The 20355-nt window shown below is 54.9% G+C and carries 19 protein-coding genes; 8 read left to right on the top strand and 11 right to left on the bottom strand.

Annotation, left to right across the window (positions count from 1 at the left end; genetic code table 11):
* Positions 1-70 precede the first annotated feature (70 nt).
* On the top strand, positions 71-463 hold the full coding sequence (gene crcB, locus GRH90_RS07960; protein ID WP_162365417.1) for a fluoride efflux transporter CrcB: 393 nt from the start codon (positions 71-73) through the stop codon (positions 461-463).
* A gap of 140 nt (positions 464-603) precedes the next feature.
* Here crcB and cspE (GRH90_RS07955) read toward each other — a convergent pair whose 3' ends face one another.
* From cspE (GRH90_RS07955) to GRH90_RS07920, 8 genes are all read right to left on the bottom strand, one after another.
* Positions 604-813, bottom strand: a complete 210-nt coding sequence (gene cspE, locus GRH90_RS07955; protein WP_025244663.1) for a transcription antiterminator/RNA stability regulator CspE — start codon at positions 811-813, stop codon at positions 604-606.
* Positions 814-953: 140 nt separating this feature from the next.
* On the bottom strand, positions 954-1721 hold the full coding sequence (locus GRH90_RS07950; protein WP_162365416.1) for a DUF481 domain-containing protein: 768 nt from the start codon (positions 1719-1721) through the stop codon (positions 954-956).
* A 685-nt stretch (positions 1722-2406) separates the two neighbouring features.
* Positions 2407-3330 carry a kdo(2)-lipid IV(A) palmitoleoyltransferase gene (gene lpxP, locus GRH90_RS07945; protein WP_162365415.1) on the bottom strand — a complete coding sequence of 308 codons (924 nt, stop codon included), beginning with the start codon at positions 3328-3330 and terminating at the stop codon, positions 2407-2409.
* Positions 3331-3815: 485 nt separating this feature from the next.
* On the bottom strand, positions 3816-4970 hold the full coding sequence (gene hpxO / locus GRH90_RS07940; RefSeq protein WP_162365414.1) for an FAD-dependent urate hydroxylase HpxO: 1155 nt from the start codon (positions 4968-4970) through the stop codon (positions 3816-3818).
* Positions 4971-5299: 329 nt separating this feature from the next.
* Positions 5300-5794 carry a hypothetical protein gene (locus tag GRH90_RS07935; protein WP_162365413.1) on the bottom strand — a complete coding sequence of 165 codons (495 nt, stop codon included), beginning with the start codon at positions 5792-5794 and terminating at the stop codon, positions 5300-5302.
* 282 nt (positions 5795-6076) lie between these two features.
* The gene (cspE, locus tag GRH90_RS07930) at positions 6077-6289 is read right to left on the bottom strand and encodes a transcription antiterminator/RNA stability regulator CspE (protein WP_131864725.1); all 213 of its coding nucleotides are present in this window, start codon (positions 6287-6289) and stop codon (positions 6077-6079) included.
* 496 nt (positions 6290-6785) lie between these two features.
* Positions 6786-7085: a hypothetical protein gene (locus GRH90_RS07925; protein ID WP_162365412.1), complete on the bottom strand. Its 300-nt coding sequence runs from the start codon at positions 7083-7085 to the stop codon at positions 6786-6788.
* A gap of 230 nt (positions 7086-7315) precedes the next feature.
* Complete coding sequence (locus tag GRH90_RS07920) at positions 7316-8155, bottom strand: N-acetylmuramoyl-L-alanine amidase (protein ID WP_162365411.1); 840 nt, start codon at positions 8153-8155, stop codon at positions 7316-7318.
* Between the two features lie 69 nt (positions 8156-8224).
* Here GRH90_RS07920 and GRH90_RS07915 point away from each other — a divergent pair, with 69 nt between their 5' ends.
* The 3 genes from GRH90_RS07915 to GRH90_RS07905 all read left to right on the top strand — a co-directional run bounded on the left by GRH90_RS07915 (position 8225) and on the right by GRH90_RS07905 (position 10396).
* Entirely contained in the window at positions 8225-8431 is a 207-nt protein-coding gene (locus GRH90_RS07915; protein ID WP_162365410.1) for a hypothetical protein, read from the top strand.
* Between the two features lie 426 nt (positions 8432-8857).
* The gene (locus tag GRH90_RS07910) at positions 8858-9442 is read left to right on the top strand and encodes a trypsin-like peptidase domain-containing protein (protein ID WP_162365409.1); all 585 of its coding nucleotides are present in this window, start codon (positions 8858-8860) and stop codon (positions 9440-9442) included.
* A 204-nt stretch (positions 9443-9646) separates the two neighbouring features.
* Complete coding sequence (locus GRH90_RS07905; RefSeq protein ID WP_162365408.1) at positions 9647-10396, top strand: SDR family oxidoreductase; 750 nt, start codon at positions 9647-9649, stop codon at positions 10394-10396.
* A gap of 13 nt (positions 10397-10409) precedes the next feature.
* Here the strand turns inward: GRH90_RS07905 and GRH90_RS07900 are convergent, their stop codons facing one another.
* Positions 10410-11024 carry a TetR/AcrR family transcriptional regulator gene (locus GRH90_RS07900; RefSeq protein WP_162365407.1) on the bottom strand — a complete coding sequence of 205 codons (615 nt, stop codon included), beginning with the start codon at positions 11022-11024 and terminating at the stop codon, positions 10410-10412.
* A gap of 508 nt (positions 11025-11532) precedes the next feature.
* Between GRH90_RS07900 and GRH90_RS07895 the strand changes: the two genes are divergently transcribed.
* The 4 genes from GRH90_RS07895 (at position 11533) to GRH90_RS07880 (ending at position 18015) form a co-directional block, all read left to right on the top strand.
* Complete coding sequence (locus GRH90_RS07895; protein ID WP_162365406.1) at positions 11533-12000, top strand: outer membrane lipoprotein; 468 nt, start codon at positions 11533-11535, stop codon at positions 11998-12000.
* A gap of 54 nt (positions 12001-12054) precedes the next feature.
* Positions 12055-13515 (top strand): alpha/beta hydrolase, encoded by a 1461-nt coding sequence (locus GRH90_RS07890; protein ID WP_162365405.1) that lies wholly within the window; start codon positions 12055-12057, stop codon positions 13513-13515.
* 260 nt (positions 13516-13775) lie between these two features.
* Positions 13776-14912 (top strand): efflux RND transporter periplasmic adaptor subunit, encoded by a 1137-nt coding sequence (locus GRH90_RS07885; RefSeq protein ID WP_162365404.1) that lies wholly within the window; start codon positions 13776-13778, stop codon positions 14910-14912.
* A 10-nt stretch (positions 14913-14922) separates the two neighbouring features.
* Positions 14923-18015: an efflux RND transporter permease subunit gene (locus GRH90_RS07880; RefSeq protein WP_162365403.1), complete on the top strand. Its 3093-nt coding sequence runs from the start codon at positions 14923-14925 to the stop codon at positions 18013-18015.
* 460 nt (positions 18016-18475) lie between these two features.
* On the opposite strand, the gene GRH90_RS07875 is transcribed toward GRH90_RS07880, so the two are convergent.
* Both GRH90_RS07875 and tnpC read right to left on the bottom strand, forming a co-directional pair.
* On the bottom strand, positions 18476-18964 hold the full coding sequence (locus GRH90_RS07875; protein WP_162365402.1) for a hypothetical protein: 489 nt from the start codon (positions 18962-18964) through the stop codon (positions 18476-18478).
* Positions 18965-19199: 235 nt separating this feature from the next.
* A partial coding sequence (tnpC, locus tag GRH90_RS07870) for an IS66 family transposase (RefSeq protein WP_162365401.1) occupies positions 19200-20355 on the bottom strand: 1156 nt, incomplete at its 5' end.

Here is a 20355-nt window from a genome sequence, read left to right as displayed (position 1 = left end):
CATTAGGGGAACGTAGCGTCATGCTCGCCCTGCTGAGTTTTTCATTCCATAAATTAACTGAAAGGTCTTTATGTTTACCCTTTTATCAGCCGTCTTTATTGGCGGAGGGATCGGCAGCGTGCTGCGCTGGTCACTCAGCCTTAAGCTCAGCAACAGCGGTTTGCCCTTTCCGGCCGGCACGCTGGCGGTCAACCTGATTGGCGCCTTTATCATCGGCCTTTGCCTGGCGTTGTTTATCCGCACCACGCATATCGATCCGTTCTGGAAGCTGTTTATCACCACGGGTTTTTGCGGCGGCCTGACCACGTTTTCCACCTTTTCCGCAGAAGCGGTTACCCTGATGATGTCGGGTCAAATGCTTTGGGCGGGGGTAAACATCCTGTTGAACCTGGTCGGTTCTCTGGGGATGACGTTGCTGGCGGTGGGGCTGGTGAATCTGTTCGGCCCGCCGGTGCCATTATAGCCGGCCCCATCGGCACGCTATCCCTTTAACACGACCAGGTGGCGTTCGGCGATCGCGGGCCTGACGCGCCATGGGCCAGGGGGTGTTTTTCAGGCATAAAAAAACCCGCGCTTCGCGGGTTTTTCAGAAAACTGGCTATTTTAGATAGCTGTAACGTCAGCAGCCGAAGGGCCTTTGGCGCCGTTAGTGATTTCAAATTCAACGCGTTGACCTTCGGCCAGCGTTTTGAAACCATTACTCTGAATGGCGGAGAAATGTACGAATACGTCTTTGCTGCCATCTTCAGGAGTAATGAAACCGAATCCTTTAGATTCATTGAACCACTTAACGTTACCTTTAATCTTAGACATCAAACTTACCTTTCAATAAATGATAGACACAAACTCTGTGTCGGGTAGTAGTACAGCAATTGGCAAGCTCTTTGTCCAGCTTAAGATCGCTAAAACGTGACAAAAAATACTAAAATAAGATTTTAACCGTCGTCAAACAACTATTGCATATTGTATACCAAGGATACCGCCGTCTTGGTATCGGTGTGCTTTGGCGCGCTGTCCGGCGTGGAGCTGTTATAGGTGACGTCATAGGTCATCTTTAACGCGAAGTGGGTGTTAATGGCCACGCTCAGGCCGGTTTCGGAGTTCGCGGTGATATCGTCGTTACCCAGTAAGGAGACGCCCTGGATAAACTGGGTGCTGTCGGTCAGCTGATAGGTAAATGATGCCGCGCCATAGGCCAACGCCTTGGTTTGATTACCACCGCCCTGGAACTCATCATGCCTTACGCCAGGACCCGCTTCCAACCGCAGATGGCTTATTGGCCCGTTCAGGACCTGGCGACCATAACCGGCGGTGAGCGTATCGCGTGAGCGATAACCGTTGAAGCGGTCGCTTAGCCAGCTGCCTTGGGTGAACAGGAAGTTATCCGCATCCATATTATGACGCGCGCGGGCGCCGGCCTGGTATTTTTCCGAAGATCGTTCATCGTCGGTTGAGTTATTTGCCGCTTCTGCCCACAGGCTGTAGGCATTATCAGATTTGAACCAGGTCATGGTGCTGCTTGCCGCCAGTGCGGAACTGGTGGAGTTGCCGGACTGCGCGTTGTAGCCGGCCTGAACATTGCCATCGAAACTTTTTTTCGCAGTGGAAGGATCGTCCAGCGCGGTAAAAATATCGGTATCAGCAAAAGTCGAAAAACTAGCCAGGGACATTCCCAGGATAGTCATAAGCCATACTGCCCGAGAGCGACCGTTGCGTAACATAATTTACCTATCAAATGTTTTTGGGGTTTTTAAACCAGCGAATACGAAAGGCTGATAGTGTAACGAATCGACGCGGGAGGTGTACTGGTAATTTTTTGTAATATTGGTAACAAAAGTTAATGCGCCCCTTTTATTTTGATCCCGGCTCACCTTCCCTCGACCAGGACGGGCATAAAAAATTGATACTTTTCAATATACTTGTATGATGAATTTTATTAATTTTACCCCTATTTCGCAGCCACAATGCCTACCGTCGACAGTAATCATATTTTAGGATTAATCCTAAAAAATTTTATCTCACTGTCATTATTGATTATTTTATTCAATTACCGTTTTAGCGTAACATTTACCGCCTCTGCGGCACAATATTTAACATTAAAACAACAAATAAATTAAACTTACAATAACAATCCAAAATAGCGCGCTGAATAGGAATACCATTGCCCAGGCCCTATATCGCGTTATACGCATTTTCACGGATCCCTGAACATATAAAATTTAAGGCAGCATTATAAGATAAAAAGCATGGCCTAATGGGGGGATAAAGAAGGTGATATGGCGCTATTTCAACCGATTACCCGCGCCGGCCCAGGCCGGCGAAGGCCATGGGCGGCAGCCGGTTGCCCGTGGCAATGCGCGATGCGCCGCAAACCCAAAGGGCCTTGGCACCGGCGGGGCAGCGCGGCTATGCATAGAGGGACAGTTCGCCCAAGGGACGCGTCTTGAAACGGCGGTGCATCCAGAGATATTGATCCGGCGCCCGCATAATTTCATGCTCGACGATTTTGTTCATGTAGCAGGCGGCGGCCATTTCATCATCCACCGGGAAGTTCTCCAACTGCGGCTGGATCAGCAGACGGTAGCCCTTGCCGTTTTTCTTGCGGATCAATACCACCGTGACCAATTTGGGTTTTGCCAACCGGGCCAGCGTATAGGTGCCGCGGGTGGTCGCCGCCTGGTCCACCGCAAAGAACGGGGCAAAGATACTGCCGCGCGGGCCATAATCCTGATCGGGGGCAAACCAGACCGTCTCGCCCTGCTTCAGGGCCTGGACCATACTGCGTAAATCCTTACGATCCAGCATCGCCTTATTGGACCGCATCCGGCCCCAGGTCTGCACCAGCTCCATGACTTTATTATTATGGGGCCGATACATGGCCATCATCGGCTGGCACATTCCCATGACGCGCCCGCCCAACTCCAGCGACATGAAATGAATGCCTATGGCCATTACCCCCTGGTTATGGGCATTCGCCTGCTGCAGGTTTTGCAGGCCATAAACGTCGAACCAGCGCCTAACCCGGGAGTCCGGCCAAAACCACGCCATGCCGGTTTCCATCAATCCCATGCCCGCGGAGGCGAAGTTATTGACAATGGTCCGCTCCAGCTTTCGCTTATCCATATCGGGAAAGCAAAGCTCCAGGTTACGGCGGGTGATCCCGGCCCGGCGTTTAAGGAACGGCATCGATAGACGGCCAAGCCATCCGCCCAGCGTGTACAGCACCGGGTAAGGTAATTGCACCAGCAGGAACAGCACGCCCAGGCCGAACCAGGTCAGCCAATAACGCGGGTGTAAAAGCGAAAGCGAAAATTTTTGGGGGTGAGCCATCATCTGATCTTCATAAAATTGTTGGGACGGCACGCAGGGCCATCCATGATGTTAAACCTATGTATTAAGACACTCGCCATCGGTATTTATCAGCGAGAAGGTGTAATTATTCTTTTCTTGAGGGAAGCGAAGAACGGTTTTTACGGCGTCCTTGAGCATCACGACAAGCGGCAGGTAAATCCGAATGCCTGATTACAGGATTATCTGGCATCCGGCCGGAAAAAGAGGAAAAAAACGCTCCCTTTCAAGGGAAGCCAGACTAGCGATTATGCGCGTATATTACCATAAGCCGACGGCGGATTTACGTAAAACGACAAGTCTTTCATCCTCATGCGCCGACGGGCGAGACATAATCCATAACGATTCATGACGAAAAACCGACGTTTCGATACGTCGTTTTCCCACGGCTCCGCCCCAACGGACCGGGACCGGGCTAATGTATTTACGGCGGTCCACACAACACGGCCGGAAACGAGTTCCTGTATTCAGAGCGGGCCGCCCAAAATGGTTTCGGCCATGCCGTTGAGAATATGTTCACCGGTTTCATGTTCCAGGCTGTGATACCACTGCCGGGTAGCCAGGGGATCCTTGCCATGGGTGACATCGCACCGCTTGCGGGCTTTTAGTACCAGCGACGTCACCCGTTCTACCCGGCTTTCCTGGTAACGGCGTAGCGCATCTTCCACCCCGAGCGAGTGCGCGCGCAGGGACAGGGACAGCACCACGGCATCCTCCATCGCGGCACAGCCGCCCTGCCCGATATCCGGCGTGGTGCTGTGGGCGGCATCGCCCAATAGCGCGACCCGGCCGCGTACCAGCGTACTGAAAGGCTCGATATCATGGATTTCCACCCGATTGGTGGCCATGGGATCGAGTTGCTCGATCAGCCGCTGCACCGGTGCGCACCAGCCGGTAAAATAGCGTTTTAAATCCTTCCGTGACGTATCGCGCGACTGCTTCAGTCCCGTTGGCAGCGGCACGTCAAAAAAATAATAAAAGCGCCGGCCCGCCACCGGCATTAGCGACACCCGTTTGCCTTGGCCGACAAACGTTGTCCATTGATTTGCCGGCGCGATGGCCTCATCAATTTCCACCAGGCCGTTCCAGTTGACGTATCCCGCGTAGCGTCGCTTCACATCATGGCCCAGCACATGGCGCCTGACCATCGAGTGGGTACCATCCGCGCCGATAAGCAGATCGCCGGTGGCGGTGCTGCCGTCGGCGAACCCTGCCGTCACCTGGGAACCATTGTCCTCAAGCTGGATCAGGCGCTTGTTGAGAAAGACGCGCCCACGGCCAAACTCATCCAATAACATGGATTGCAGCTCGGCGCGGGCCGTGGGATAAGGAAATTCACCTACGCGATCGACTAAGGGGCGTAGGGGAAAGCGGGTGAGTATTTGCCCACTCTGATAATCCTGGTACGCCATGGAGGCCATGTCACCCCCGATCGCCTTGATTTGCCGCTGTAAGCCCAGGAAATTCAGGCACTTCACGCCGTTTGGCCAGATGGAAATCGCCGCGCCTACGGGTTTGACTTGCGCCACCGCTTCATATATCTCGGTTTGCCAGCCAAAGTTTCTCAGCGCTATGCCCGCGCTGGCGCCGCCCATGCCTGCACCAATAACGATCGCTTTCATCCAAATATCCTTTTTAACGAGACATTATTTAATGAAGCAAATTAGGTGCCATGATTTTAATCGACTGATTTACTGGAAGGTTTATGGAAATAAAGGCGAGTTATTTTTTTATGGGCCACTGCTTGCACCCTGGCGGTGCCGTGGTTTTACGCTGGGGTGGCGCTATCCAGGCGCTCTGGGGCTATTTTGCGGAGCGCTATCCCGGCACTATTCCAGGCACTATCCCAGGCACTATTCCAGATACTATTGCTGGCACTGTTCCAGGCTGTTCCGCCACACGCCCCATGACGCCGGCGGCTAAGCGTCGTGGGGGATTGGACCGAGCGCGGTTATTTGGTTTTTTCTCTTCGCTCCACACCGCTGGCCTTTTTATGTGATTTAGTCGCCTGCGGTTCAGGCGCCAGCCGATCGGCAAAAATATAATCACCATTTTCATAGGCCGCGAACGCCTGGCATTCAACGGTAGGCTTTTCCACCCGCAGCAACGTCAAACGGTTATATTTCATGACGCCGTCGGTTACGGTGATTTTGTTGTATTCGTTTTTGATATTGACGTTGTAGAGCGTCTCACCGCGCCAGGTCAGCTTGCCCCTGCGCTCGATAGTGCGCTGCCACTGACGGCAATCAAGCGTATCACCCGACCGGCTCACGATTAAGGTGGCTATGGCTGCCGGATCGGCCAGTGGCTTTTGCGGCCCGCTGGTCATCCACACGCCGGACACGTCCTTCGGCGCGGGGGTCTTGGCGGCCTCGGGATAATCAGCGTAACCGGCGCACCCGCACAGGGTCGAAACCAGCAGACCCCAGACAATATTTTTCGTCATACCCATATCCTTATTAAGTCGAAGCAGAATTTTAGCATTAAAACCTGCTAATAGTTAAAGGCATATTGGGTGGAGACAGGTAGTATTTCACCGGGGAGTAATGGGTAACAGGATACTGGCGGGGCGGCGCGCGCCCGGAGGGACACGGCTGGCGAACGGACATAAAAAAACCCCGGCAGAGCCGGGGTTCAGAATCTTTGGGTTGCATCAAGGTCTCTTGACTGCTCCGGCCTAAGCCATCGTCGCTATCGCAAGAAGCCTATCCTCAGCCTCAGCTGTATATTACAGCGCGACTACGTTAGTTGCAGACGGGCCTTTCTGGCCTTGTTCGATGTTGAACTCGACCTGTTGGCCTTCGTCCAGGGTTTTGAAATCATTGCTCTGGATTGCAGAGAAGTGAACGAACACGTCTTTGCTACCGTCAGCAGGGGTGATGAAACCAAAACCTTTACCAGCGTCAAACCATTTTACTGAACCGGTCATTTTGTTAGACATTGTTGTTTCCTTTTAATAGGCCGCCATAAGGCGATTGTGGTCTGCTTGTCAGGATTTACTTATGGGAGCACTAGAGAAGGAAATTCCTCGGAGATACGGTATCTTGATATATCGTCTTTACCGGAACAACTTTACTAAAATGACATTCATAAATAGGTCTGTACTACAAACCGATGACGCTATTTACACATAGGGCGATGGTGATAGCAAGGCTTTTTTTCATTATTATTTTTTCACCGGCATTGTGTTGCAAAACAACGCACTTATGCTAAGAAGCGGAAACGAAGCCGTGTAAATTATTCATGGTAAAGCTAAAAATAATTTATCGCACGCCCGGATAAATCGTGACGAACGCGGGCAAACGGCCTCTTTCGCTGTGGCGGTGAACATTTTTTGTGGGTAAAAGCCTGAAGGTTGCTGCAGGATAACCGAACGCAGTAGAGGCAACAGAACTTACTACCAGACCTGAAGGAGAGCCCCCGAAGAGGTCATCACTTCAGACTGCAATAATTTGATCCGCGACGATGGAATACCCGCCGTTCCACTCCATCCGGCCGGTGATGGTCAGACGTTCACCGCGTAAATGCGCCATCAGTTCCAACGCCATGATGTCGAACCCGACCACGGTGAGAGGATAGGAACTACGCTTGTCGCTTTCGGCAAGAATGGTCGCTTTGACCATGGGGCGCCCGGTATTGCCTTTGATTCGGCTTGGCGACTTGGTAATCACGCCTGATAGCGTCGTGGTGATGGGTTTGGTGCTGGTTTCGGTTGATTGCTGATTACTGGAATTCATGACAGGTATAACCTCCGCATTTTACATTTTTCGCCTGAAACGATTTTCTATTTTACCTGATTACACGCTCCTTGTGTGAGTGATTGTGTAAGTATCGCGCAGATTTATGCCTGTGCGGTGGCCGGTCCCCTCCCAAAGGGGCAAACGTGAAGGATCGGCCGTCATTGGGAACGGCCAGATGTGGGTAATTCATCCCCCGCCGCAGCGGGCAAGGGCGAATGCCGGTTTGATCAAGTGCGGTATTTTTCCAGTAACGCCATGGCGATGGCCTCCGTTTCGGCGTCCGCCCGGCCGGAGATATCACCGGGGCGAAAATGCATCTGGAACGCGCTGACCACCCGGGTGGTTTCGTCATCAACTCCGCCATGCTGCGGCAGGCTATAACCGTATTTGGCCAATGCGCGCTGCAGGTTGAGAACCGGTACCGGCGCGTCCGGCGCCCTGCCCGCCAGGTATTTATCCACCACAGGCCGGTCGGGCCATGCGCCGATGCCGCGCCCGGCCAGCTGTTCCCAGGGAAATAACGGGCCTGGATCGGATTTCCTCAATGGCGCGATATCACTATGCGCCACCACGTTATCAGGGCTTATCTGGTGACGGCGGATAATATCTTCCGCCAGCAGCGCCACCAGCTCTATTTGATTCGGGGAGAAGGGGTGCCAGCGCCTGCCGCCGGCCTCCACGGTAAACCCGGGATTCACGATCTCGATGCCGACCGAGGTATCGTTCAGGTTGCTGCGCCCATTCCACTCGCTGATACCGGCGTGCCAGGCGCGTTTTTCCTCCGGCACCAACCGCAGCACCACGGGCTTGCCGTTGACCACCCGGGGTACGGACGGCGCCAGATAATGTGCGCTTCCCGCGCCCCGGGTCAGCAATTCCAGCGACCTGCGGTCATTGACGGCGGTATAATGCATAACCAGGTAACGCACCCTGGCGTTTTGGTTCAACGACGATACCGAGGTATCGACCCGATAGCCGCCGCGGTCGGTTAACCGGGACGTGTCGGCACAGCCGGCCAGCAATATTGCCAACGCCAACGATTTACTCGCTAAAGATATCCTTTTCATCAAAATTTCCCTTGGTGAAAAAGAGATCTTAACGTTCCCTCGGTCAACACAACCTCAATAAGGATTGATATGGTGGATAGCGCCGCCAGCCGCTTCGTTACTGAACAAACATCGCCTGAAATAAGTCGCCTTTATGATATAGCCGCTGAGAAAAATATATTAGGCGAAAAATTTAACTTAAGTGAAAATTTGACTTTAATCAGCATGCGCCGCGGTTTATTTAACCTGAATCATCGGGTATTCACTGTTTTCTTGTGCCATGGAAATTTCACTTAGTTGTTCTCAAAGCCGCTAAATTATTTACGAAACGCGCTCTCCCCTGGCGCAACGTTTGTCATAAAAGAGATTACCCGCGGGTTTTTCAATAATTTACCCACCTTTTGGCATATCGCAAAAATTAAACAAATAGCCATATTAAACAATAATATGAATCAAAAAATGTTTAATATTTCCATCCAGTGATGTTAAAAAATTAACATTAAATTTCGATGAAAATAATTTGGCTTAAGTAACAACCACTATTAATTAAACCCGTTTGATCCTCGTTTTTTCCTATGACCGAAGTTAAATAATCAATAAATCATGTTTATCGGCTAAAGAATTTTTAAGCACCGCCGTTAACCATACTGGCGTGACGTATTAGCCGGGCTTGATCAATTGGCCGATCAAATTAATTACCAGCACAACGATGAAGCGGCGACGATGAAAATTAACATTCTATTTACTTTATTTCCAGTGCTGTTATCGGCCTGTACCGGTGTCGGCCATTACAAAGTTGATCAGACCGCCGAAAATAAAGCGGATTTCCATTTTGTCGGGATCCCCGTCCTGGCGGGCGCCATCGGCTCCAGTTTTCCCCTTACCGCTAAATACAGCCTGACCGCCGGGCATGTGGCAAAAATGATGATGGTCAAGGTGAAGGCTTACAATCCGCTTTGCGATGTGGCCATTATCTATCATGACAACACCGGCCGCGCGCTGCCCAAGCTTGAAACGGCGGACAAGGGCGAGAAGCTCAGCCTGTATGGTTATAACGCCTATACCGCCATGCCGACCTCGTCGACCGGCGTGTTGAAAGAGTTCGGCTGGTGGGATAAACCCGGCACCAGCTGCCTGGTCGGCCTGAGCGACGCCGGCGGCGTGCCGGGCATGAGCGGGGGTCCGGTTTATGCGCAGGACGGCGCGGTGATCGGGGTGTTTACCGCCACGCATCCAAAACGTAACCAAACCATGTTTGTCCCTTACCAGGAAATTGCCGGCTGGGTCACCAAGGAAATCAAGAGCTAAAAATATAACACCGGGTTAGCCGCCAGCAGGTTAACCCGCCCTTCGGCAATGCATACCCGCTAATATCATAACGTTTGATATGAAAATCCTTGACGCCCGCCTTGCGACCAATTAATTTCGTAACGTTAATTACGAAATTAGCGGTTCCCGTTCTCCAGAACGATAACCGGTTTTTTCCCTTAATTTTTCAACCAAGGTGAAATCATGAGTCAGGCACTTCAGGGTAAAATTGCATTGGTCACCGGCGGCAGCACCGGCATTGGCCTGGGCATCGCCAGGCAGTTCGTCAACGAAGGCGCTTTTGTCTTTATCACCGCGCGCCGGCAGGCGCAGCTTGATAACGCATTGGCCGAACTGGGTTCGCAGGCGGTGGGAATCCAGGCCGACGTTGCCGATCTGGGCGAGCTGGATAAACTTTTTGCCGGCATCAGGGAGCATAAGGGACATCTTGATATCGTGGTCGCCAACGCCGGAGGCGGTGAACTGCTCGGGCTTGCCGCCATCACCGAGGAGCATTACGATCGCACCTTCGACACCAACGTCAAAGGGGTGCTGTTCACCGTGCAAAAAGCCCTGCCCTTGCTGGCAAAAGGCGCGTCGGTGATCCTTACCGGTTCGACCACATCCGTCACCGGCGGAAAGAACTTCAGCGTCTACAGCGCGACCAAAGCCGCGGTGCGTAACTTCGCCCGTAGCTGGATCCTGGATCTCGAAGGCCAGGATATCCGTGTCAATGTCTTAAGCCCCGGTCCGGTTAAAACCCCGGGCCTGCTCGGCCTGACGTCACCGGATCAGCAGCAGGCCTTGCTTGACGGTTTGGCGGCGCTGGTCCCGCTGGGAAGGGTGGGAGACCCGGATGAAATCGGCAAAGTGGCGGTGTTCCTGGCTTCGGATGCGGCAAGTTTTGTCAATGGCGCTGAATTGTTTGTCGACGGCGGCCAGGCGCAGATCTAACCGCCATGCCCGGCTACGCCGGCCATACCCGCATGGCGGTATCAGCCACGGCGCGGGCCTCACGCGCCGAAACCCCCTCTTTAGCCTTGATTGACAGGCCGTACAGCACCGTGGCAAAAAAGCCGGCAAGCGCGGCGGCATCGGTCCGGGCCGGAACGTCGCCCTCGGCGATACCCTGCTCGATCCGCCGGCGCAAGGCCTGCTCCGCCTCCCGCCGGGCTTCGGTGACAATCTTCTGGACCGGCTCGGAGGCGGCGGAACAGTTGATGATTGATAAAGCCAGCATGCACCCCGGCGGCGTGCCGGCATCGGCGATGCTCTCCACCGCCTGGTCCAGCATGCGCTCCACCGCCGCCCTGGCGGTCTTTTCCTTAAACGCCTCGGCCTGGTAGCGGGCCGGACCGTCGACGTAACGCCTGATGGCTTCCAGGAACAAATGCTCTTTGTCGCCAAACGCGCTGTAGACGCTGGGCGTGGTGACCTGCATAACCTTTAGCAGTTCGGCCATGGAGGTGGACTCATACCCGCGCAGCCAAAACAGACGCATGGCCCGATCCAGCACCGCATCGCGATCAAAAGAACGCGGACGGCCGCGCGGCTTGCCAGCAGGAGATTTTGAAGTTTTCATAACGATCGATTTTAAATTATCGCCAGCGCGGCGGCAAGATGGAAATGATCCCTTTGCGTCTCCATTCCGGCATCGGCCCGTGGGGCATCTCCGCCATCCTCAACGCCGGATACCGGCAGGCGCGATAAATAGGGCAAGATCTCACGAGCTTATTATGATCAATATCTCACAACCACGTAATAAATAATGTTTATATAGTGAGAATCAACAATATTCCTCGCCGACGGTGATAATCATAGGATCATATTTGTTGGTTAATATTACTCTAGGCAAGCCAGTATCCTAATCGTCATGACATGGCCGAATGCGCAGCTTTTTGCCGTATCCCCGCCCCGTGGAAATATGCCGTGGCGAGCGGCGCGAACGCATTAGAACAGCTTATAAAAATGAACTTCTATTGTGGATTAACACTATAACTGATGCATTGATTAATAATATTTAATATGAATATAGACCCGCGCATAAACCGGCCTATTCAGTACAACATCAAGAATAACAGGGGTTCATTATGATCAGAGCATCTATTATCAGTGCTATTGCCATAGCGATCTTAAGCGGCTGCGCCAGCAACCGCACCTCATCCGGAGATACCTTCACCGCCGCGCAGGCCAGGCAGGTTCACACCGTCACCTACGGCACCTTGATTTCCGTTCGGCCGATAACAATTCAGGGCGGCACCGGTGAAAATGCCGCCGGCTCTATAGGCGGCGGCGTCATCGGCGGTTTTTTGGGCAATACCATCGGCGGCGGATCCGGGCGCAGCCTGGCCACCGCCGCGGGCGCCGTGGGCGGCGCGGCGGCGGGCTCGGGAATACAAAGCGCCGCGAACCGCAGCCCCGGCGTAGAGCTTGAGGTTCGCCGTGACGACGGTTCGACGATAATCGTCGCGCAGGCGCAGGGCACCAGCCAGTTTTTTGTCGGACAACGCGTAGCCATCGCATCGGGCGGCGGCAGGGTGACAGTTTCACCGCGCTAATCCAGCCGTTGCCCTGATGCCGGGGGAATGTTGTATTATAAGGAGTTTATCACCATGGTTTTGAGAGCGATGCGCAGATGGGCGATTCGTTTGTTGGTGGTTGCGGTCATTTTGGCTCTCGCCGCTTTTGCCGTCAGGGTGGTTGAAACCGAACGCGGCCCGGACCTCCAGCTGTGGCACACGTTTGTGCCGCGGGATATGCATGCGGATGAGATTGATAAGGCAACCTGGGCCGATTATCTCGCGGCCGAGCAGAAACTGTTCCAATCCGTGCGGGAGAATGTCACTGATAAACTTGAAGCCAGCCAGCAGACGCCGTTAAACCGCTATTTTTCCGGCAGTCCGATTTTTCCTGATAGATTTGCCGCTAACTGGAACCACTCGTATATATTGATGCCGGCGGGAACGCCCAAAGGGGCGGTCGTTTTGCTCCATGGCCTGACAGACACGCCTTATAGCCTGCGTCATATCGCGGAAAATTACCGCCAGCGCGGCTTTGTGGCCGTCGGCATCCGCATGCCCGCTCATGGTACGGTGCCCGGCGCGTTGACCGACGTGAAATGGGAGGACTGGATGGCGGCCACCCGCCTGGCGGTGCGTGAGGCCAGGCTGCGCGGCGGCGGCGGCCCGCTGCATATCGTCGGATTCTCCAACGGCGGCGCGCTGGCGATGAAATATACGCTCGATGCGCTGGACAATCCGCAATTGGCTAAACCGACGCGAGTCATCTTGATATCCCCCATGATAGGCGTGACCAGCTTTGCCCGTTTCGCCGGCATCGCCGGTTGGCCCGCCCTCTTCCCCGCCTTTGCCAAGGCGGCCTGGCTGGGCATCGTGCCCGAATTCAACCCGTTTAAATACAACTCATTCCCGGTGAACGGGGGCCGGCAATCCTTCGAACTCACGCGGGCATTACAACGGCAAATCGCCCGGGACGCCGCCAATAAACGGCTGGACCACCTGCCGCCCATACTGACCTTCCAGTCGGTGATGGACTCAACCGTCAGTACCCGCGCGGTAATCACCGCGCTGTTTGAACACCTGCCGGCCAACGGCAGCGAAGTGGTGCTGTTTGATCTCAACCAGGCCGAAAGCTTTGGCCCCTTGCTCAGGACATCCTCTTACCTGGCGCTCTCGCGCCTGTTGCCGCCGCCGCCGCGCCGCTATAACACGACTATCGTCACCAATGTCGCGCCCGATAGCCTGGATACGCTGGCGCGCACCACGCTAGCCGGCCAGACCGAAGAGACGGCCGAGCTGCTGGGCATCCAATACCCGGCGGATATTTTTTCCCTCTCGCATGTGGCGCTGCCCTTCCCGATGAGCGACTCGCTTTACGGCCGCTACCCGCAGCCGAAAAACCAGTACGGCATCAGCCTGGGCGCGTTCGCCGCCCGTGGGGAACGGGCGGTGCTGGTGGTAGGGTTGGACTCATTGATGCGTCTCGCGTCCAATCCGTTTTATCCCTATATGTTAAAAAGGATCAACGCCAAGATCGACCAGGACACACCCTGAAATCGCGCGGCCGGTTATTGGCAATAACCGGCCGTATTTAATTTTGCTTAGCGTATCGGTAAAAAAACAACAAATGCATTGAAAATCTTGCTTAATCCCGTACCGCGTTAAAATGGAAAATCATTCTACGTATAAATAAAATTCGGAAACGTTATTTTCTCAAAAGAGATAATCCTATTTTTGTCGATGTCGCGGCGTGAGTAAAGGTGAACGGCAGATCAATAAACAATAATATAATTTAAGCATTAACGGGTGTGAATATGATGGCAAATAAACGATTTGTTTTACTGCTTAATATCGCCGCGCTTCTGTTGCTGGCCACGACGGCACGGCCGCTTTCGGCCGCGCCGCCGCCGGCGGTCACCGTCGCCATTATCGAGCAGCGGATACCGCAGCGCGCCCATTATTACCTGGGCCGCGTCGAGGCAATCCAGTCGGTGGATGTGATCACCCGTACCGAGGGCTTTATCGCCCGCAGGGATTTTGCCGACGGGCAGTTGGTGAAAGCGGGCGAGGCGTTATTTGAGATCGATCCCGCCCTGCACCAGGCCTCGGTAGCCCAGGCCCAGGCGCAGGTGGATAGCGCTGATGCCGGCGCCCGCCATGCCCAGGTCAACCTGGCGCGGATACAACGCCTGGGGGATCAGCGAACCGTCAGCCGCGCGGAAGTTGACGCGGCGCTGGCGCAGCGGGATACCGCCAATGCGGCGCTGGCCCAGGCGGAGGCCAATCTGCGCACGCAACAGCTACAGCTCGGCTTTACCCGTATCAACGCGCCGATTAGTGGACGCATCGGCCACAGTAATTTTAATACCGGCAGCCTGATCAACCCGGCGAGCGGTTCGCTGGCACATATCGTTCAGCTGGATCCCATCAGGGTGGCGATTGCGGTCAATGAGCGGGACTATATTACCGTCGCCTACCGGCAGACCGGCGACGCCGGGGATTTGTCCGCCAGCGGCTATACCCCCCACCTGCAATTGGCCAACGGCCAGGAGTATACGGAGCAAGGGGTATTTGAATCGGTGGATAACCAGATTGACAGCCAGACCGGCACCATCACGGTCCGGGCACGCTTTGCCAATCCCCGCCATTTGCTGCTGCCCGGCGGCGTGGTTAACGTCGCCCTGGTGGCCGGGCGCGCCGGGCCGGTCGTCATGGCGCCCATCGCCGCGCTGCAGCAGGACCGGGAGGGCTTTTTTGTCCTGTTGGTCGACGACCAGGAGCGGGTGGAGCTCCGCCGGGTGATACCGGGCGATCAGTTTGAGCAGGAATATCAAATCAAGCAGGGTTTGATCGCCGGCGATCGGGTGATCGTCGAGGGACTGCAGCGCGTGAAGCCCGGCATGGAAGTCAGTTCCACCGTTGCGGCTCCCGCCGCAGACATCGCAAGATAAGGGGGGCGCCATGCTGCATTTTTTTATCAGTCGCCCGAAGTTCGCCATTGTCATCGCGGTAGTGACAACCCTCGTCGGACTTACCGCCTTAAAAGTGATACCGGTGGAACAATTTCCCACTATCGCGCCGCCGGTGGTATCGGTTAGCGCCGTTTATCCCGGCGCCAGCGCCAGGGATGTGGCCGAAGCGGTGGCATCGCCCATCGAGGCCCAGGTCAACGGCGTCAGCCACATGCTGTATATGGAATCCAATAGCGCCAACAGCGGCGGTTACCAGCTCAATATCACCTTCGCCAGCGGTACCGATCCCGATATGGCGGCGGTAGAGGTGCAAAACCGGATTTCCCAGGTCAGCGCGCAGCTGCCCGCCGAGGTGAACAATAACGGCGTATCGGTACGCAAGCGCTCATCGAATATCCTGTTGGGCGTGAATATTTTTTCTCCCAAACGCACCCATGACAATCTGTTCGTCAGTAACTTTACCACTCTGCGGATCCGTGATGCCATCGCCCGCATCGACGGCGTCGGGGATGTGCAGATTTTCGGCGCGCGTGACTACAGTATGCGTATCTGGCTGGATCCCAATCGTATGGAATCGCTTAATGTCAGCGTGCAGGATATCATCCAGGCCCTGCGCGATCAGAATATCCAGGCCGCGGCGGGGCAGATCGGCTCGCCGCCCATTGCCGCCGAGCAGCAACGAACCTTGACCATCAGCGGCCAGGGACGCCTGCTGGGGGAGGATCAGTTTGCCCGGGTCATTATCCGCACCAACCCGCAGGGCGGCATGGTGCGGCTGAGCGATGTGGCGCGGGTGGATCTGGGCGCGCAGAACTACCAGGTCAATTCAGCCCTTAATCTTACCGACGCGGCCTTTATGGGCGTATATCCCGCCCCCGGCGCCAATGCCCTGAACGTGGCCGGCGCGGTGCGGGCGGAGATGGCGCGCCTGGCGCAATCGTTTCCGCCGGATCTGGTCTATGAAATCAAATACGACTCCACCGTCACGGTAACCGCCACCCTGGACGAGATCGTTATCGCGCTGGTCCTGACGCTTATCGTCGTGCTGGTGGTGGTATTTTTATTTTTACAAAGCCTGCGGGCAACGTTTATCGTGGCGCTGACCATTCCCGTCTCCCTGCTCGGCACTTTTGCCGTGCTGTTTATTTCCGGCTATTCCGCCAATACGCTCAGCCTGTTCGCGATTATCCTGGCGCTAACGGTGGTGGTGGATGACGCCATCGTGGTGGTGGAGAACGTGGAACGCCTGATGTCGCAGGACAAAATCCTGACGACGCCGGCGGCCACCGGTATTGCAATGACACAAATTGCCGGTCCGATAATCGCCACCACGCTGGTACTGCTGGCGGTGTTTGTGCCCATTGCCGTCCTGTCCGGCATTACCGGCGAGCTATACCGGCAATTTGCCATTACGCTGTCCGCCGCGATCGTTCTGTCGAGCATCAACGCCCTTACCCTTACCCCGGCTCTGTGCGCCGTGCTGCTGACACGGCGCGACCTGCCCGCCGCCGGAATTTTGGGGGGTTTTAACCGCGGCCTGGACAAGATCAGGGACGGCTATGTCCGGATCGCCCGGCTCACCGGCCGGCATGCCGTGACCAGCGTGGTGATTTTGCTGACGGTGGTAGCCCTCACCGGCTTCGGCTACAGCCGGTTGCCCACCGCCTTTCTGCCTGATGAGGATCAAGGGTTTTTCTTTGTTAACGTGCAGTTGCCTGACGGCGCCTCGCTCTCCCGCACGCAGCGGGTGATGGACCAGGCATACCGGCTGATTCGCGCCAACCCGGCGGTTGCGGATGTGATAAAGATCACCGGCTACAGCCTGCTCAGCGGCGGCAGCGCGCCCAATACCGCCTTCGCTTTTGTATTGCTTAAACCCTGGGGTGAGCGGGAGCATGTCGACCGGGTCCTGCCGGACATCCAGTCCCGGCTGTCCACTATTCCAGCGGCGATGATCATAGCGTTTAACCCGCCGGCCATCAGCGGCCTGGGCAGCGCCGCCGGCTTCGATTTGCGTATCCAGGCGCTGGCGGGACAATCGTCCCAGGCGCTGTCGCAAGTGGCGGGCGCCGCGATCGTAGCGGCAAACCAAGATCCGCGGTTACGCCGGGTGTTCACCACCTTCAGCGCATCGGTACCGGAAATCGGCCTGGCTATTGACCGCGATCGGGCGGCGCTGCTGCAGGTTCCGGTCAGCCGTATCTTTGCCACGCTGCAAACGGCGATGGGCGGCGTTAACCTAGGGGATTTCCCCCATGATGGCCGCATGTTTAACGTGCAACTGCAAAATGATATGGCTTTTCGCCAGCGGCAGGAACAGATAGGGCAGATCGGGGTGCGCAGCGATAACGGCGCCCTGGTCAGGCTGGCGAACCTGGTCCGGCTGACCCCGAACCTGGGCGCGCCGTTTATCGCCAATTTTAACCAGTTCCCCGCGGTAACGGTCAGCGGTTCGGCGGCGGAAGGGATAAGCTCAGGCCAGGCGATGGACACCATGGAAAAAATTCTGCGCCAACGGCTGCCCGAGGGTTATGGGTATGCCTGGAGCGGCATGTCCTGGCAGGAACGGCAGGCCGGCGGACAGGCGGTAATGATTTATGCCGCCGCGTTTATTTTTGCCTACCTGTTCCTGGTGGCACAGTATGAAAGCTGGAGTATCCCGCTGGTGGTTATGCTGTCGGTGCTGTTTGCCATTGCCGGCGCGGTGGCCGGACTTATGGTCATGGGATTCGCCAACGATGTCTACGCACAAATCGGCCTGGTGCTGCTGATCGGGTTGGCGGCCAAGAACGCCATACTGATCGTCGAATTCGCCAAATCCCGGCGGGAGGAAGGCGCCAGCATCCTCGAAGCGGCCCAAGACGGGGCGAAGCAACGCTTTCGCGCGGTGATGATGACGGCCATTTCCCTGATCTTTGGCGTGATGCCGCTGGTATTTGCCACCGGCGCCGGCGCCATGAGCCGCCGGATTATCGGGGTAACGGTATTTAGCGGCATGCTGATGGCCACCGGCGTCGGCATCATTATCATTCCCGCGCTTTATCTGCATATCCAACGGCTGCGCGAATGGGTCAAAAAGTAGTTGTTATTACAGGGAGATAAGCCGGGAAGTAGAGTTATTGAGCAACAGCAGCCGGGAAATAATCACCCAGGGCAAAAATACCACCACCAGCAGGGTAAACCGCAGCGTAACATTATTGAGGTCGAGACGGGTTTGTGAAGAGGTGTAGCGGAAAAACTTTATATGACTATGATTATTAATTATTGCTTTTATGCTTAGGTGCCCCCTGGCCGTCCGATGCGCAGGAGATCATCGTTATCGGCTTAAGGCGGTTTCTGGCGGCTATAATTTTGCGAAGTTATAAAACGGTATGAAACATGGAGAATGAAACAGGCTTAGGTCATTGAGCCGGTGGTGGACCAAAGGCATACCAGGCCATTTTTTCAAGCAACCAAATGACGTCTGAAAACAATGGCCACGGTGTTATTTTTTTCGGTAATAAAATCCCCATCCCCAGGCATAATTTTTATTTTATAAAAAATTAAATTAATGTACTCGTATGCAATTTATTGAGCAGATTATCAACAACCTTTTTATATACTGGCCTGAATTCGTCTTGTCCATCAGGGACGACATCGACATTCACTTCACCTATGGATTGATCGGTGAAAAAGAAAAAATACTTATTATTGCGCTTCTGAAATTTACATACAAAGTAATAATAAGAATTATTATCTTTATTGGTTGTATCTTCTAATGCCATTCTAATGGTGAACGGAATGGAAAGCTCTTTCGATTTACTGAGTTCAGAGACATTTTTAACAATAAAATCCTTATTTATGCCATCACCTATTGCAATATAACTTCCTTCCGTCCCATCAGGCAGCATGAAAATGTTGGAGTCTGTGCCTAAATAGGCTATAAAATTTGGAACGAAATTGGCTAAAGCCAATTGCAGACTGCTCCAATAATCCGTTCTGGACTGGATATATTCTTCATACGCTTTTTGGATTTGATTATATTCGCTCATTGGACTTCCCGAGAAGCAAGGGTGATGTTGATATGGTCATTTTCTTAAACCAGCCGCATTAAGTGTAGTATCCCTTAACGTTTACTACCACTGGCAACAGGTGTTCGTTCACAACGGGCGAAGAAGAGTGGACTGCCCCTGGGATCGTGGACATTCCTGGCCTATAGCGGGTCAAAGTGTATGGATATATGGGGTCAAAACCAAAGTAAGCGTCAACTCTGGGCCGTATTGACGCTTATTCAACAGGGATTTTGAGGTTCCACGGCAGGAGATCTTTGATCTTATTGATGGGATGATCCGCGATAATCGCCAGCACATGGCGTAGGTACGCCTCTGGCTCCACGCCGTTCAGTTTGCAACTGCCGATTAGCGTATACATCAGCGCTGCACGTTCGCCACCGCTATCCGAGCCGAAGAACAGATAATTTTTTCGGCCCAGGCTCACCACCCGCAGCGCGTTTTCCGCGATATTGTTATCGATCTCCGCCCAGCCATCGCTGGCGTAGTAACACAGTGCCGGCCAGTGATTCATCAGATAGTTGAACGCCTTGGCCGTATCGGCCTGTCGCGATAACGTGGTGAGTTTTTCCCGGATCCAGCACTCCAGGCTGATGAGTACCGGTCGGGATCGCGTTTCGCGCACCTGTTGTCGTTCTTCGGCCGGACGCCCCCGGATGTCGGCTTCGATCGCATACAGTTCACCGATCCGGTGCAGGGCCTCGGTGGTGGTCGGTGACGGATGCCGCACATGGATGTCATGGATCTTACGCCGGGCGTGGGCCATGCAGCCGACCTCGCGGATATGGCCTTCTTCATACAGTGGATTGAAGCCCGCATACGCATCCGCCTGCAACAGTCCGCTGAACCCGGTCAGATGCGTTTGCGGGTGAACACCCTTGCGATCCGGGCTGTAGGCGAACCACACCGCGGGCGGCAGCACCGAACCGGCATTGCGGTCGTCACGCACATAGACCCACAGCCGGCCAGTTTTCGGCTTGCCTTTGCCCGGTTGCAGCACGTCCACCGGCGTGTCGTCGACGTGCACTTTACCCGTGTTCATCACATAGTCGCATACCGCGTCGGCCAGCGGCGCCAGCAGGTTGCTGCACAGGCCCACCCAACCGGCCAGGGTGGCCCGGCTCAGTGTTACGCCCTGGCGGGCAAAGATTTCCGACAGGCGATACAGCGGCGAGTGCTCGGCGTATTTCGCCGTCATCACGCGCGCCAGCAGGCCCGGTCCGGCGATCCCGCGCTCGATGGGACGCGACGGCGCCGGCGCCTGGACGATGACATCGCAGCGAGCGCAGGCTTTCTTTTTGCGCCGGGTTTTTATCACCTTGAAGGCGCTTTTGATAAGCTCAAGCTGTTCGCTGACATCCTCGCCCAGCGGC

The sequence above is a fragment of the Acerihabitans arboris genome, from assembly GCF_010131535.1.
In the GTDB taxonomy this organism is placed as follows: domain Bacteria; phylum Pseudomonadota; class Gammaproteobacteria; order Enterobacterales; family Enterobacteriaceae; genus Acerihabitans; species Acerihabitans arboris.
The sequence above is the reverse complement of the archived record's forward strand: the minus strand, read 5'-3'. Positions and strand labels throughout refer to the sequence as shown.